The organism is Streptomyces sp. CA-181903 (genome assembly GCF_050937075.1).
Taxonomy (GTDB): Bacteria; Actinomycetota; Actinomycetes; order Streptomycetales; family Streptomycetaceae; genus Streptomyces.
The window spans coordinates 6,517,689-6,530,802 of sequence record NZ_JBNJLY010000001.1; the positions used below are offsets into that span (position 1 = coordinate 6,517,689).

9 protein-coding genes and 1 pseudogene are annotated in these 13,114 nt (G+C 74.5%); 3 read left to right on the top strand and 7 right to left on the bottom strand.

Annotated features, from left to right (window positions below; all coding sequences use genetic code 11):
• Positions 1–258 precede the first annotated feature (258 nt).
• A pseudogene (locus ACQEVS_RS28965) lies at positions 259–993 on the bottom strand (CbtA family protein); the annotation flags it as partial.
• Positions 994–1,013: 20 nt separating this feature from the next.
• Positions 1,014–1,232 carry a CbtB domain-containing protein gene (locus ACQEVS_RS28970; protein ID WP_433025230.1) on the bottom strand — a complete coding sequence of 73 codons (219 nt, stop codon included), beginning with the start codon at positions 1,230–1,232 and terminating at the stop codon, positions 1,014–1,016.
• 281 nt (positions 1,233–1,513) lie between these two features.
• Between ACQEVS_RS28970 and ACQEVS_RS28975 the strand changes: the two genes are divergently transcribed.
• The 3 genes from ACQEVS_RS28975 to ACQEVS_RS28985 all read left to right on the top strand — a co-directional run bounded on the left by ACQEVS_RS28975 (position 1,514) and on the right by ACQEVS_RS28985 (position 5,526).
• The gene (locus ACQEVS_RS28975) at positions 1,514–2,092 is read left to right on the top strand and encodes a histidine phosphatase family protein (protein ID WP_433025233.1); all 579 of its coding nucleotides are present in this window, start codon (positions 1,514–1,516) and stop codon (positions 2,090–2,092) included.
• 299 nt (positions 2,093–2,391) lie between these two features.
• Positions 2,392–3,681 (top strand): isocitrate lyase, encoded by a 1,290-nt coding sequence (gene aceA / locus ACQEVS_RS28980; protein ID WP_433025236.1) that lies wholly within the window; start codon positions 2,392–2,394, stop codon positions 3,679–3,681.
• A gap of 264 nt (positions 3,682–3,945) precedes the next feature.
• Positions 3,946–5,526, top strand: a complete 1,581-nt coding sequence (locus tag ACQEVS_RS28985) for a malate synthase (RefSeq protein WP_433025239.1) — start codon at positions 3,946–3,948, stop codon at positions 5,524–5,526.
• Positions 5,527–5,541: 15 nt separating this feature from the next.
• Here ACQEVS_RS28985 and ACQEVS_RS28990 read toward each other — a convergent pair whose 3' ends face one another.
• The 5 genes from ACQEVS_RS28990 to ACQEVS_RS29010 all read right to left on the bottom strand — a co-directional run bounded on the left by ACQEVS_RS28990 (position 5,542) and on the right by ACQEVS_RS29010 (position 13,105).
• Positions 5,542–5,775, bottom strand: a complete 234-nt coding sequence (locus ACQEVS_RS28990; protein ID WP_433025242.1) for a hypothetical protein — start codon at positions 5,773–5,775, stop codon at positions 5,542–5,544.
• Positions 5,776–6,050: 275 nt separating this feature from the next.
• Entirely contained in the window at positions 6,051–8,117 is a 2,067-nt protein-coding gene (locus tag ACQEVS_RS28995; protein ID WP_433025245.1) for a SpoIIE family protein phosphatase, read from the bottom strand.
• A 112-nt stretch (positions 8,118–8,229) separates the two neighbouring features.
• Complete coding sequence (locus ACQEVS_RS29000; RefSeq protein WP_433025248.1) at positions 8,230–10,833, bottom strand: SpoIIE family protein phosphatase; 2,604 nt, start codon at positions 10,831–10,833, stop codon at positions 8,230–8,232.
• Positions 10,834–11,611: 778 nt separating this feature from the next.
• Entirely contained in the window at positions 11,612–12,457 is an 846-nt protein-coding gene (locus ACQEVS_RS29005; RefSeq protein ID WP_433025251.1) for a hypothetical protein, read from the bottom strand.
• Positions 12,458–12,520: 63 nt separating this feature from the next.
• Positions 12,521–13,105, bottom strand: a complete 585-nt coding sequence (locus ACQEVS_RS29010) for a diguanylate cyclase (RefSeq protein WP_433027988.1) — start codon at positions 13,103–13,105, stop codon at positions 12,521–12,523.
• Positions 13,106–13,114: the final 9 nt, after the last annotated feature.

The following is a 13,114-nucleotide window of genomic DNA, read 5'->3' on the forward strand; positions in this document are numbered from 1 at the left end:
CGGGGGCGGGGTCGGGTGCATGCTCTCGCTCGTTCCTTCCAGGCTCCGGAGGTCCGGGCGGGACGGCGAACGGCGGCCCGGTGGCGGTCCGGCTCCCCCCGTGCGCCCGCGCGGCCCCCCCTTCGGCGCGTACCTTCCGGCACATCCTGCCCCGCCCGTCACCGAAGAACCAGCCGTAACGGAGGAAAAGCGGGAGGGAAAGCGAACGGGGCGCCGTCCGCGTGGTGGCGGCCACGCGGACGGCGCCCCGCGATCAGGGGGCGGTGAGCGGCCGGGGCCGGATGGCCCGGGGAGCAGCAGCCGTTCGGCCGACCGCCCGAAGAGCAGCCCGAACCCGGCCCAGAGCGTGCCCTGGACGGCGAGGGAGGCCAGCCGGAACCGCCACAGCACATCGGCGGGGAAGCCGTCCGGAACCTCGTCGACCGGGGGCAGGAACGCGTACGCCAGCCCGACGGCGACGAACAGCGCGGCACCGGCGGCCACCGCCGCGTTCCAGCCGCCCAGCCGCGGCAGCAGCGCCCGGCAGAGGACGACCGCGCCGACGCTCAGCAGCACACTGAGCACGATCATCAGGAAGTACAGCGCCGTCCGCCGGTCGATGGTGTCCGGATCGCCCACCGAGGGCGGATTGGCGGGGTACTTGAGGAACGGGACGACGTAGAGGGCCAGCAGGGCGCCGCCGGCGACCAGCGCGGCCGTGGCCCGCGGGCCGAACCGGCCGACCCGGCCCAGCGCCACGCAGAACGCCAGCGCGGCGATGCCGCCCAGCGCCACGCCGTAGACCAGGACCGCGGTGGCCAGACCGGCCGTCGACTGCAGGGTACGGCCGACCGGCTCGCCGCCGTGCCCCTGCTCGTGGGCCTTCTCGAAGGCGATGGCCGCGTCCATATGAGGCTCGCCCAGAAGATAGGCCACGACCAGGGCGAGCAGTCCCGCGCCGAGCCCGGCGAGCAGCCCGCGGACGAGCAGCGCCCGGACGGGCACGGGAGCCACGGTGCGCGTCCTCCCGCCGGTCAGTGGCACGGGAAGCCGAGCAGGTGACGGCCGTCGTGGACCCACTCGTGCACGTTCTCGCCGGATATCAGCGAGGTGGCGCCCTGTTCCGCGCCGACGAAGTAGAGGAGGGCGAGCAGGAGCAGGCCGACGAGGACCGCCCAAGGGGCGATCTCCTTGAGGGAGATGGGGGTGACGGCGGGGGCCGCGGCGGACGGGGTGTAGGCGGACGATGCCATGGCAGAACCTCCTGGGGAGTGTCGCGTCCCGTTCCTCGGGTGCCGGACGACGGGAGGCGGGTCTGACTCCCCGGGCGCCGAGCGGACGCCCCGGAACACAGTGGCGCGACCGTGCCGGATTCCCACCGGCTTCCGTCACCCCGTCGTCGTGTCGTCGTGACCGTACCGTTTGAGCCATCCCCGCGCCATGGACGCGGGGAGGCGCACCCGCGCTCCGCCGGGCGCGAAATGCCTGGCCGTGCCGGGTGCGTGGGGATGGAGGGACGGGAAGGGCGGATGGGATGACGGTTCGGGTGACGCTGGTCGCGCCGGTGGGGACGGCGGCCCTGCGGGAGGCGCGATTCGACGACGACGCCCCGGAGGAGGCCGCGTTGAGGGAGGTTCGTACCCGGGCGGGCGATCTCGCCGGTCTGTCCGGATCGCGCGGTTTCCGGCGGGTGTACACCGGCCCGGAGCGGCGCTGCCGGGCGACGGCCGACGCCCTGGGCGTGCACTCCGTGCCAGCACCGGAGTTGGGTGATCCGGACCCGGGGGAGTGGCGGGGGCGGACGCTGGCGGAGGTCGCGGCCGCCGACCCCGCGGGGGTCGCCGCCTGGCTGACGGACCCGGACGCGGCCCCGCCCGGCGGAGAACCGCTGCGCTCCCTGCTCAGCCGCACCGCCGGCTGGCTGGCGTCACAGGCGGGAGAGGGCGGCCGGGTGCTCGTCGTCGCAGGACCCGCCGTGGTCCGCGCAGCCGTGGTCGGCGCGCTGGACCTGCCGCCGGCCGCCTTCTGGCGGCTGGACGTCCCGCCGCTGTCGCGCACGGACCTCACCGGGCGGGACGGACGGTGGAACTGGTGCTGCGCCACGCCACTTTGACTCCGGGCGGGAGGACTTCCGGGCCTCCGCCCGGCCGGCGGGGCGTTCTGAAGGGTTCATCGGAAATTGGCAGAAAGCCGTGGTTGATGGCACTCAGTGCCACTGCCACAGTCATGGTGCGGCCCGACGCTCCGACGACCCGGCGAGCGCGCCCTTTTGGCGTGCCCTTCGGCATGCGGTTGAGCGGGACACGGGCCGCGCACGATCGCTCGGAAGCACGACGGCGGGTCAAGGCGGGCCAACGCCCGTGACCCGCCGGTGGATCGGACGCACCTTCGAGGCGACACCGGGAGACGGTCATGGTCGAGGCGGGTACGGCGGGGGTCGGAACGGCCCGGGAGCTGGCGCGGCGGTGGGCGGAGGAGCCGCGCTGGAAGGGGGTGGAGCGGACGTACTCGGCGGAGGACGTCGTGCGGCTGTCAGGCAGTGTGCGTGAGGAGCACACTCTCGCCCGTCGTGGTGCGGAGCGGTTGTGGCGGGAGCTGCACGAGCGCGACTACGTGCATGCCTTGGGTGCGTTGACCGGTGGGCAGGCGGTGCAGCAGGTGCGGGCGGGGCTGCGGGCGATCTACCTGTCGGGCTGGCAGGTGGCGGCGGACGCGAATCTGGCGGGGCAGACGTATCCGGACCAGAGTCTGTACCCGGCGAACTCGGTGCCGCAGGTGGTGCGGCGGATCAACAACGCGCTGCTGCGGGCCGATCAGATCGCCACGGCCGAGGGGGATTCCTCGGTGGACTGGCTGGCGCCGATCGTGGCGGACGCGGAGGCCGGTTTCGGTGGTCCGCTGAACGCGTTCGAGCTGACCAAGGCGATGATCGCGGCCGGCGCGGCGGGCATCCACTACGAGGACCAGCTGGCGTCGGAGAAGAAGTGCGGCCACCTGGGCGGCAAGGTCCTCGTCCCCACCGCACAGCACGTGCGCACCCTCAACGCCGCCCGTCTGGCGGCCGACATCGCCGATGTGCCCACCCTGATCGTCGCGCGCACCGACGCCCTCGCCGCCAACCTCCTGACCAGCGACGTCGACGAGCGCGACGCCCGCTTCTGCACCGGCGAACGCACCGCCGAGGGCTTCTACCGCGTCGAGGCGGGCATGGCCCCCGTCATCGCCCGCGGCCTCGCCTACGCCCCCTACGCCGACCTGCTGTGGGTCGAGACCGGCACTCCGGACCTGGCGCAGGCCAAGGAGTTCGCGGAGGCGATCCACGCCGAGTACCCGGACAAGATGCTGGCCTACAACTGCTCGCCGTCCTTCAACTGGAAGGCCGCGCTCAACGACGAGGAGATAGCCGAGTTCCAGCGGGAACTGGGCGCGATGGGCTACCGGTTCCAGTTCATCACCCTGGCGGGGTTCCACTCCCTCAACCACGCGATGTTCGACCTCGCCCGCGGCTACGCGGACCACGGCATGACGGCGTACGTGGAGTTGCAGGAGCGGGAGTTCGCCGCGCAGGCAGACGGCTTCACCGCCGTCCGCCACCAGCGCGAGGTCGGCACCGGCTACTTCGACCTGGTCTCCACGGCCGTCAACCCCGCCTCGTCCACCACCGCCCTGACTGGCTCCACCGAAGAGGAGCAGTTCCACTAGCCGGCGGCCGGACAGCCGCTCCGGCGGGACCCGTTCCGAACGGAACGGCTCCCGCCGGAGCGGTTTCCCCGTAGCGCCTCCAGGGCAGTTCCTCCAGAACCCCCAGCCCCCAGCCTCCTCCCGACCCGGCCGGACGATCCCGGCGGCACGCGCGGCGGACGGGACCGGACGTGGCCCGCCGCCCGTCCCGCCCTCCGCCCGACCCGTCCGACCCGCGCCACCCCGGCAGCCCCGGGCCGCTCACATCACCCCCAGGAGACCGCCATGGCAACTCCCGCCCTCTCCGGCCGCGTTGACGCCCCCCGCACCCCGAGCGTCCTCGGCGGCCGGACCACCCCGTACGACGACGTCCTGACCCCCGCCGCCCTCGCCTTCGTCGCCCGCCTCGACGCGGCCTTCGCCGACCGCCGCTCCGCGCTCCTCGCCGAACGCCGCCATAGGGCGGCGCTCCTGGCCCGCGGCGGTGCCCTCGATTTCGTCCCGGCCACCTCGGCCGTCCGCGCCGACCGCTCCTGGCGCGTCGCCCCGCCCGCCCCCGGGCTCACCGACCGCCGCACCGAGCTCACCGGCCCCCCGGACCGCGCCACCGCGGCCGAGGCCGCCGCCTCCGGCGCCCGGGTGTGGACCGCGGACTTCACCGACGCCACCGCGCCCACCTGGCACAACGTCATGGAGGGCCACCGGACGCTGCGCGCGGTGAGCGAGGGCCGGATCGGGCCGGGACCGGCCGCCGGGCCCACCCTCGTCGTCCGCCCCCGGGGCTGGCACCTCACCGAACGGCACCTGGTCGTCGACGGCCGCCCGGTCCCCGCCTCCCTCGTCGACCTCGGCCTCCACCTCTTCCACTGCGCCCGGCTCCAGACGGCCGCGGGCCGCGGCCCGTACTTCTCGCTGCCGCAGGTGGAGAACCACCTGGAGGCGCGGCTCTGGAACGACGTCTTCGTCCTCGCCGAGGACCTGCTCGGCCTGGAGCGCGGCACGATCCGCGCCACCGTCACCGTCGAAACGGTCACCGCCGCCTTCGAGATGGAGGAGATCCTCTACGAACTCCGCGAGCACGCGGCCGGGCTGGCCGTCGACCACGCCGGCTATCTGAGCAGCGTCGTTCGGACCTTCCCGCACCGGCGCGACCTCCTCCTCCCCGACCGCGCCAAGATCACCGCGACGGCGCCCTTCCTCCGCGCCCGCGCCGAACTCCTCGTCCGCACCTGCCACCGCAGGGGTGCCCACGCCATCGGCGGCGCGGCCGTCCGCGCCGTCCCCGTGCTCGGACACGACCGGCAGGCCGACGAGGCGGCCCTGGCCCGGATCCGGCTCGACGCGGAACGGGAGGCCGAGGTCGGCTTCGACGGCACCCGGGTCGCCTGCCCCGGACTGGTCCCCGTCTGCCGCACGGCCTTCGACGCGGTCCTCGGCGACCGCCCCCACCAGCTCGAACGCACCCGCGAGGACGTCCACGTCACCGCCGCCGACCTGCTCGCCGTCCACCGCACCAGCGGCCGCCCCACCGAACAGGGCGTCCGCGCCGCCCTCGGCACCGCCCTCCGCTGCCTCGACGGCTGGCTGCGCGGCGACGGCCGCGTCGTCCACCAGGGCCGGCTGGAGGACGCGGGCTCCGCCGAACTCGCCCGCTGCCAGCTCTGGCAGTGGCTCCACCACGGAACGGTCCCGCGCGCCCGCGTCCTCCGCCTGCTCGACGAGGAGAGCTCCGCCCTCGCCGCCGGCGACCCCGGCTCCCGCTGGGCCGACGCCCGCGACGTCCTCGTCCGCGCGGCCCTCCGGGACGAACTGCCCGCCTCCTTCACGACGGACGCCTACGCGCGGTACCTGCTGGGACGGGAGTGAGCCCCGGACCGGTCGCTAACAGCTCCGACGGCCCAGCCGGGGGCATACGCACGCCACCTCGCCGCACACGTGGTGCCGCAGCGGGTCGCGGCGCGGCGCCACGCCGTTGCGCAGCTCGGCGGCGTACGCGCCGGGCGGCTCCCGGTAGGGGGAGCTGGTCTTGCAGACGGGGCAGGCCCACCGGCCGAAGATGCCTTTCACGGCTTTGCCGCAGCCGGTGCACTTGTGCTCGGTGATCTCGGGCAGCATCTGCTTGTCGCCTCTGTTCGGGAGGGGCGCCTCTGTTCGGGAGGGGGCGGCAAGGGTACCGCCTGGGGCGGGTTGGTGCCCCGGTCCCGCCCTTTCTCCGTTTCCTGGGGCTGCGCCCCAGACCCCCTTGTCGCGGCTTCGCCGCTCGTCCTCAATCGCCGGACGGGCTGGAAAACCAGCCCGTCCGGCGATTGAGGACAAGGGGGGTCTGGGGGCTTGCCCCCAGGAATCGGCGAAGGGGCGGGACAGGAGCACCCAGCCCGCCGCAGGCGCCCTCAGCCCTCCTCCGGCAGCCGCACCGCGATCAAGCAGATGTCGTCCTGCCCGGTAACGGAAGGCTCCGCCAGCAACGTGTCGCAGAACGCGTTCAGATCCGCCCGGGCCAGCCCGGACGCCGTCCGGGCGAGGCGGGCGAGGCCCTCGTCGATGTCCTCGTCCGGCCGCTCCACCAGCCCGTCCGTGTAGAGCAGCAGTGTGCCGCCGGGCGGCAGCGGTTCGATCGCGCTGATCCGCCACTCGTCGGGGACGGGCATGCCCAGCAGCGGCGAGGTGGCGCCGTCCAGGAACCGGGTGCCGCCGTCGCGGTCCACCGCCAGCGGCGGCGGGTGCCCCGCCACGCAGTAGTGCGCCTGCCGGCCGCCGCCCGGCGCGTGTTCGATGCGGACCAGCGCGCAGGTGGCCGTGCCCTCCTCCGGGTCGAGGACCTGGGTGGCCCGATCCAGCCGCCGGATGATGTCGCCGGGCGGCTCCTCCCGGTCGGCGGCGAGGCTGCGCAGCATGTTCCGCATCCGGCTCATGGTCACGGCGGCCTCGATGTCGTGCCCGGCCACGTCCCCGATGACGAGCACCGGAGCGCCGTCCCCGAGGACGAACGAGTCGAACCAGTCGCCGCCGACGTCCGCCGCCGCCGGGCTCGGCAGGTAGCGGGCGGTGATCACCAGGTCGTCGTAGCGCGGCGGTTCGGTCAGCAGGCTGTGCTGGAGGGCCAGGGCCACCCGCTGGGTGCGCTGGAACTCGATGACGTTGCGCAGCGGGTCGTGGGCCTGTTCCAGGAGTTCGCGGAGCAGCGCCTCGTCGGTCGCGTCGATGGGGTCGCGGTCCCCGCAGGCGAAGGCGTCGACGATCGCGGCGAGCGCGCCGTCGATGACGACCGGGACAACGACCATGCTGTGGGCGCCCACCTCCCTCAGCCACGCCATGCTGTCCGGCGGGGCGGTGCCGGGCGGGATGTGCGCGGGGTCGAACGACTCGTGCACCACCCGCCGTTCGCGGACCGCGCGGGCGAACGCGCTGTCCGGCGCGATGTGTTCCTCGCCGAGCCGGGCGGGGTGCGGGGGGAGGCCCTCCCGCGAGCGGGCCGCGATCCGTTCCACGACCAGCGGGGCGTCGACCGTCAACTGGTAGGTGGGGTCCCGGAAGAGGTAGATGCCGCACTTGTCGGCGAGGGACGGGACGATGACGTCGCCGAGCGCGGCGAAGGCCGACCGCGGCTTGGTGGACTCGGCCAGCACGGCGGCGCCGCGCGCCAGCACGTCCTTGCGGCGCTCCTCCCGCCACCGGTCCTCGATGTCCGTACAGGTGCCCACCCACTCCACGACCCGGCCGTCCTCGCGGACCGGCACCGCCCGCACGTCGAAGTGGCGGTACGTGCCGTCGACCGTCCGCAGCCGGTACACGTACCGGAACTCGTCCGGCACCTCCTCCAGCGCCCGCTGCCAGGCCGCCTCCATCGGCTCCCGGTCCTCCGGGTGCAGCGCGTCGAGCCAGCCGTCCCCGCGGAACTGCTCCCAGGTCTGGCCGGTCACCCGCTCCCAGCCCGGACTGGGCTCGATCGTGCCGCCCTTGGCCGCGGTCACCCACATCATCTGCGTGTTGGCGGTCACCAGGTTCTCGAACCGGCGGAGGGCGCGCAGCCGTTCCTCCGACACCCGGCGGATCCGCTCGGTCGCCCGGATCTGCTCGGTGACGTCCATCGCCACGACCAGTACGCCGCGCTCCTCCTCCGACGAGCCGACGGCCGACAGGCTGAAGGTGTAGTACCGCGTCCCGCCGTCCTCCCGCGAGGCGCCCTCGGTCGGCGCGGCGGCCAGCGACACCGGCGCCCCGGTGTTCCGCACGTCGTCGAAGAGGGCGAGGTAGCCGCGCTGCCGCAGGTCGGCGAAGGCCTCGGTGACGGGGACGCCGAGCGGCCGGTCGCCGAACAGCTCGCGGTAGACGGCGTTCATGTACACCAGGCGGTGCCGCGGCCCCCGGGTGACGGCCATGGCGACCGGTGCGGGGTCGAACATCCGCCAGTCCGGGGCCGGGGGCGGCGGCGCTGTGCTCTCCTGGCTCTCCGGCATGGTCCTCGGTCCTTCCGTCGTGCGATGACCGTCGTGCGATGACCGCCGGGCGGCGGCCGTCGTCCGATGGGCCGCCTCCCGGCGGGCCGGTACGGGCACGGGCCCCCACGCCTCACCCGAGCGGCTGCTCCGCCCAGATGACCTTGCCGTCCGGCGTGTACCGGGTGCCCCAGCGGTCGGCCAGCTGGGCCACCAGGAACAGCCCCCGGCCGCCCTCGTCCTCGGCCGCCGCGTACCGCAGGTGCGGCGAGGTGCTGCTGGTGTCGGAGACCTCGCAGATCAGTGTGCGGTCGCGGAGCAGCCGCACCCGGATCGGCCCGGAGGCGTGCCGGATGGCGTTGGTGATCAGCTCGCTGAGGATCAGCTCGGTGGTGAACACCGCCTCCTCCAGGCCCCACAGCGTCAGCTGCCGGGTCACGTCGGCGCGGGCGCGGCCCACCACCGCCGGGTCGGAGGGCAGCTCCCACTCGGCGATCCGCTCCCGTTCCAGGATCCGGGTGCGGGCCACCAGCAGGGCGATGTCGTCGCTCTGCCGGGCCGGAAGCAGCGCGTCCAGCAGCGCCTCGCAGGTCTCCTGCGGGGTCCTGCCGGGCTGCTCCGCCAGGGTGTCGCGGAGCACGGTGAGGCCGGCGTCGATGTCCCGCTTGCGGTCCTCCACCAGACCGTCCGTGTACAGCACCAGGCTGCTGCCCTCCGTCAGCCGCAGCTCCGCCGCCTCGAACGGCAGCCCGCCCAGGCCCAGCGGCGGGCCGGCCGGCAGCTCGGGGAACTCCACGGTGCCGTCCGGGGTGACGAGGGCGGGCAGCGGGTGCCCGGCACGGGCCAGCGAGCAGACGCCCGTGACCGGGTCGTAGACCGCGTACAGGCAGGTGGCGCCCGCGATGGCCGGTTCGTCGGCGTCCCCGGCCGCCTCCTGGTCGATCCGGGCGACGAGTTCGTCCAGGTGCCCCAGGAGCTCGTCCGGCGGCGGGTCGAGGGCGGAGAAGTTGAGGACGGCGGTGCGCAGCCGGCCCATGGTGGCGGCGGCGTGCAGCCCGTGCCCGACCACGTCCCCGACCACCAGCGCCACCCGGGCGCCGGGCAGCGGGATGACGTCGAACCAGTCGCCGCCCACCCCGGCCTGCGCCGGCAGGTAGCGGAAGGAGACGTCGAGCGCCGTCTGCTCGGGCAGCCCGCGCGGCAGCAGGCTGTGCTGGAGGGCGACGGCCATGTCGTGCTCGCGCGTGTAGCGGCGGGCGTTGTCGATGCAGACGGCCGCGCGTGCCGCCAGCTCCTCGGCCAGCGACAGGTCGTCCTCCTCGAAGGGCCCGCTGTCGCTCGTACGCCAGAAGTTGGCGATGCCCAGCAGCACACCGCGCGCCTTCAACGGCACGGTGATCATGGACCGGAAGCCGTACTCCAGGACGGCCTGGGTGCGCTCGTAGTCCTGCGTCCGCCAGCCGGTCGAGGACGCCAGGTCCGAGACGAGCACGGGACGCCCGCTGACGAAGCCGGTGGCCTGCGGGGTGGGCCCGGCGAAGGTGACCAGGTCGCCCGCCGGGTACAGCGGGTGGTCGTCCCGCGGCCCGGTGAGCGCCACCCGGCGCAGCTCGGCGGCCTCGCCGCCCATCACCATCCGGGGCTCCTCGCCGTGCAGCACGGGCTCGGCGAGGTCGACGGTCGCGTAGTCGCTGAACCGGGGCGACGCCACCTGGGTGAGCTCCTCGGCCGTCCGCCGGACGTCCAGGGTGGTGCCGATGGCCACGCTCGCGTCGTACAGCAGCCGTAGCCGGCCGCGGGCCGTCTCGGCGCGGCCGGCCAGCGCCCGCAGCTCGGTGGAGTCCCGGAGGGTGGCGACGCTGCCGGGCGGGCCGCCGCCGCGGTCGGTCGGCCGGTTGTTGACCGCCAGCAGCCGGTCCCCGACGGGCAGCACCTCGTCCGAGACGACCTCGCGCGAGGCCAGCAGCCCGGCCGTCCGCGGGTCCAGGCCCAGGTCGCGGACGTGCCGGCCCTCGACGTCCGGGGGCAGCCCGAGCAGCCGCCGCGCCTCGTCGTTGACCAGCAGCAGCCGGCCGTCCCCGCCGACGATGACCACGCCTTCGCGGACCGCGTGCAGCACCGCGTCGTGGTGCTCGTACATCCGGGCCATCTCCTCCGGGCCCAGCCCGTGCGTCTGGCGCCGCAGCCGGCGGCTCACCAGGGCCGTCCCGGCGGTCGCCAGGGCCAGCGCCACCGCGCCCGCGCCGAGGACGAACGGCAGCTGCCGGTCGAAGGCGCTGCTCACCGCGGCGACCTTGATGCCCGAGGACACCGCGCCGATGATCCGGCCCCGGCCGTCGCGGACCGGCACCACGGCCTGCACCTCCTCGCCGAGCGGGCCGTGCACGCTCTCGATGGTGACCGTGCCGTCCTTCAGCGACGGCTCGATGGTGCCGACGAAGTGCTTGCCGATGCGGGAGGGGTCCGGGTGGGTGTAGCGGATGCCGTTGCGGTCGGTGACCACGATGAAGTCGACGCCGCCGCGGTGCCGGGCGTCCTCGGTCAGCGGCTGGAGGGCGGACGACGGGTCGGGGCCCGCCATGGCGGCCGGCAGCCCGGGGGAGTGCGCGAACGCCTCGGCGGCGGCCAGCGAACGGTCGCGGGCCGCCTGGAACCTGTCGGTCCGCGCCTGGAAGAGCAGGGTGCCGACCGCGGCCACGACGAGCAGCAGCACGATGAGCACCTGCAGCACGAACATCTGGCCGGCGACGCTACGGGTGCTCGCCACCCGCCAGCGCCCGGCCGACGCCCCGCGCGGCCGCCGCCGCTCTCGCCGTTCACTCACGCGCGAGCCGGCGGGCCGGCGACCCGACGGCCTCCAGGAGCGGCCCCGGATTCGGGCCATGTTCCATGTCTACCCCGCCGCACCGCGCGGCGCGAATGATGGCCGCCGGGCGGGCGCGGATGACGGCCGCCGCGCGAGGGGTGCCCGGCCGCGCCGGGCCCGCGCTCACCACTCCTCGTCCGCCAGACCGGCGTCCCGGTCCTCGTCGCTGACCACCTGCTTCAGGGCGTCCTCCTTCATCTGCTCGATCTCGTCCGCCACGTCGCGTTCGGAGAGGGTCATCTGCCGGCTCCTCTGTCGGCTCGGGGAGGCTGGTGGGGAGGCGGTGGCGACGGCGCGCCGCACGTGGCTCCCATCCCACACGCGGACGGGACACGGCGCAGCCCGCCACCCCTCGAACGGGTGATATCGCGGGAAACGCGCCCGTGGGAAGGGGTGGCGGACCATGCCGTGCTCAGTTCAGCACTGGGGCCGGCGGCCGTGGTTGGCGGCGTTGTTGCGGCGGGCGCGCTTCTTGCGGCGTCGCTTCGAGGACATGGGACCTCCTCGGGTCGGGTCGGTGCTGCCGTGCGGTTTCCGGTGGGGCTCCTTACCGGTTTCCACGGTTCCACACTGGCTTTTCGGGCGCCACGGGAGTTTTCCCGGAGGCCCGTCGCGCACCGCCCAGGATTCGGGCGTCCGCATGGCTCCCTCACCCGCCCGCGACCACCACTCCGCGCGGCAGCAGCCGCCGGGCCCGAGCCGCCTGCCATGTGTCCCCCAACGCCTCGAATTCGCCGACCAATTCCGCCACCAGGGCGTCGTCGCGCGGCCCCGCGCCGTCCAGCAGGCGTATCAGGGCGACGCGGGCGAGTTCGGTGTGGCCTTGGAGGCGGGCGAGGCGGGCCCAGGTGAGCGGGGCGTCGTCCGTCGGCGTGGCGTGCCGGGAGGCGTCGACGCCCGGCAGGGCCGGGTCGGCCCGGGCGGAGGCCAGGACGGTCTCCCGCACGGGTGCGCGGAGGCTCTCGTCCAGCTGATAGGCGCAGCCCTCGACGGCGTTGAGGAGCACGAAGTCGGGTTCCGTGCGCCGTGCCGCGCGCTCCATGCGCGCGAGGAGTTCGCGCGGCGGGCGCAGCCGCAGGCCGAGGCCGGACAGCAGCGTGGCGCGGTCCGCGTCGAATTCGGGCCCGTAGTTCTCCCGTAGCTCCTCCTCGGCTTCCGCCACGCCGGCGGTCAGCGTGGCCTCGTCGTCCTCGGACGAGAGGCAACCGGCGTCGCCGGGCAGGCCGATGAGGATTTCCAGGGCGTCGTCCAGGCTCTCGGCGAGCAGCCCGGCCCAGCCCTCCGAGTCGGCGTGCAGGACCGCGCCGCCCGCGCAGAGGAAGTACGTGCCGCCCGAGTCCTCGCCCGCTATCGGCCGCAGCGGCCCGCCCGAGGCGAGCCGGACCTCCTCGACGTGCTCGGCCGCGCCGATGTCGAAGGAGAACGGCCACGCCGCCAGGGCGGCCAGGTCCGGGCGCTCGTGGAGGATGCGCAAGGCACGGTCACTGTGCGTCATGAAAGCGACCGTAGCAGCGGGGTACGACAACGCCCCCGGCGTGGGCCGGAGCGGCCCCCGCCCTCAGCCCGCGAGCGCCCGGTCGTACCGCTCGGCCCGTGCCTCCGCCCGCTGCCGACCGCGCCGCTTGATGCCCCGGCGGACGCAGCGCACAAGTTCCTCGCCATAGGGCAGGGCCACGAACGTGCCCACCGCCAGTGCGATCCCCGCCAGGTACTTGCCCGGCAGCGGGCGGCGGCGCGGGACGAACTTCCAGGCCGTCGGGTCGCCCGCGCCGCCGCGCAGCAGGGACCGCACCTGGTCGGGGTGGAGGCACATCAGGGATGCCAGGGCGGCGAACGGCAGGGACTCCAGGAAGCTGTGGATGTGCTGCTCCACGGGCTTGACGTCCCGTTCGCTGTCCACGGCCGTGCGGACGTCCCACAGCGCCGTCGCCTCATGGCAGGCCGTCGCGCCGAGTTGCACCGAGAGCAGCAGCGGGTTGACCTCGAAGAGGAGGGTGAGGGCGATCGGGATGCCGACCTCGGTCATCATCAGCGAGTGGATCAGCGATTCCTTGGTGCCCGAGGTGTCCTCGATGCGGGTGCGCCGGTGCATCACCCAGTCGGCCACGCCCGGGATGAACCAAGAGGGCAGCAGTCCGTACATCAGGTAGCG

What these genes read in the sequence shown, in the direction of transcription:
- ACQEVS_RS28970 (WP_433025230.1), bottom strand. Translation starts at nt 1,232, where the DNA reads ATGGCATCGTCCGCCTACACCCCGTCCGCCGCGGCCCCCGCCGTCACC.
- ACQEVS_RS28975 (WP_433025233.1), top strand. Translation starts at nt 1,514, where the DNA reads ATGACGGTTCGGGTGACGCTGGTCGCGCCGGTGGGGACGGCGGCCCTG.
- aceA (WP_433025236.1), top strand. Translation starts at nt 2,392, where the DNA reads ATGGTCGAGGCGGGTACGGCGGGGGTCGGAACGGCCCGGGAGCTGGCG.
- ACQEVS_RS28985 (WP_433025239.1), top strand. Translation starts at nt 3,946, where the DNA reads ATGGCAACTCCCGCCCTCTCCGGCCGCGTTGACGCCCCCCGCACCCCG.
- ACQEVS_RS28990 (WP_433025242.1), bottom strand. Translation starts at nt 5,775, where the DNA reads ATGCTGCCCGAGATCACCGAGCACAAGTGCACCGGCTGCGGCAAAGCC.
- ACQEVS_RS28995 (WP_433025245.1), bottom strand. Translation starts at nt 8,117, where the DNA reads ATGCCGGAGAGCCAGGAGAGCACAGCGCCGCCGCCCCCGGCCCCGGAC.
- ACQEVS_RS29000 (WP_433025248.1), bottom strand. Translation starts at nt 10,833, where the DNA reads ATGTTCGTGCTGCAGGTGCTCATCGTGCTGCTGCTCGTCGTGGCCGCG.
- ACQEVS_RS29005 (WP_433025251.1), bottom strand. Translation starts at nt 12,457, where the DNA reads ATGACGCACAGTGACCGTGCCTTGCGCATCCTCCACGAGCGCCCGGAC.
- ACQEVS_RS29010 (WP_433027988.1), bottom strand. Translation starts at nt 13,105, where the DNA reads ATGTACGGACTGCTGCCCTCTTGGTTCATCCCGGGCGTGGCCGACTGG.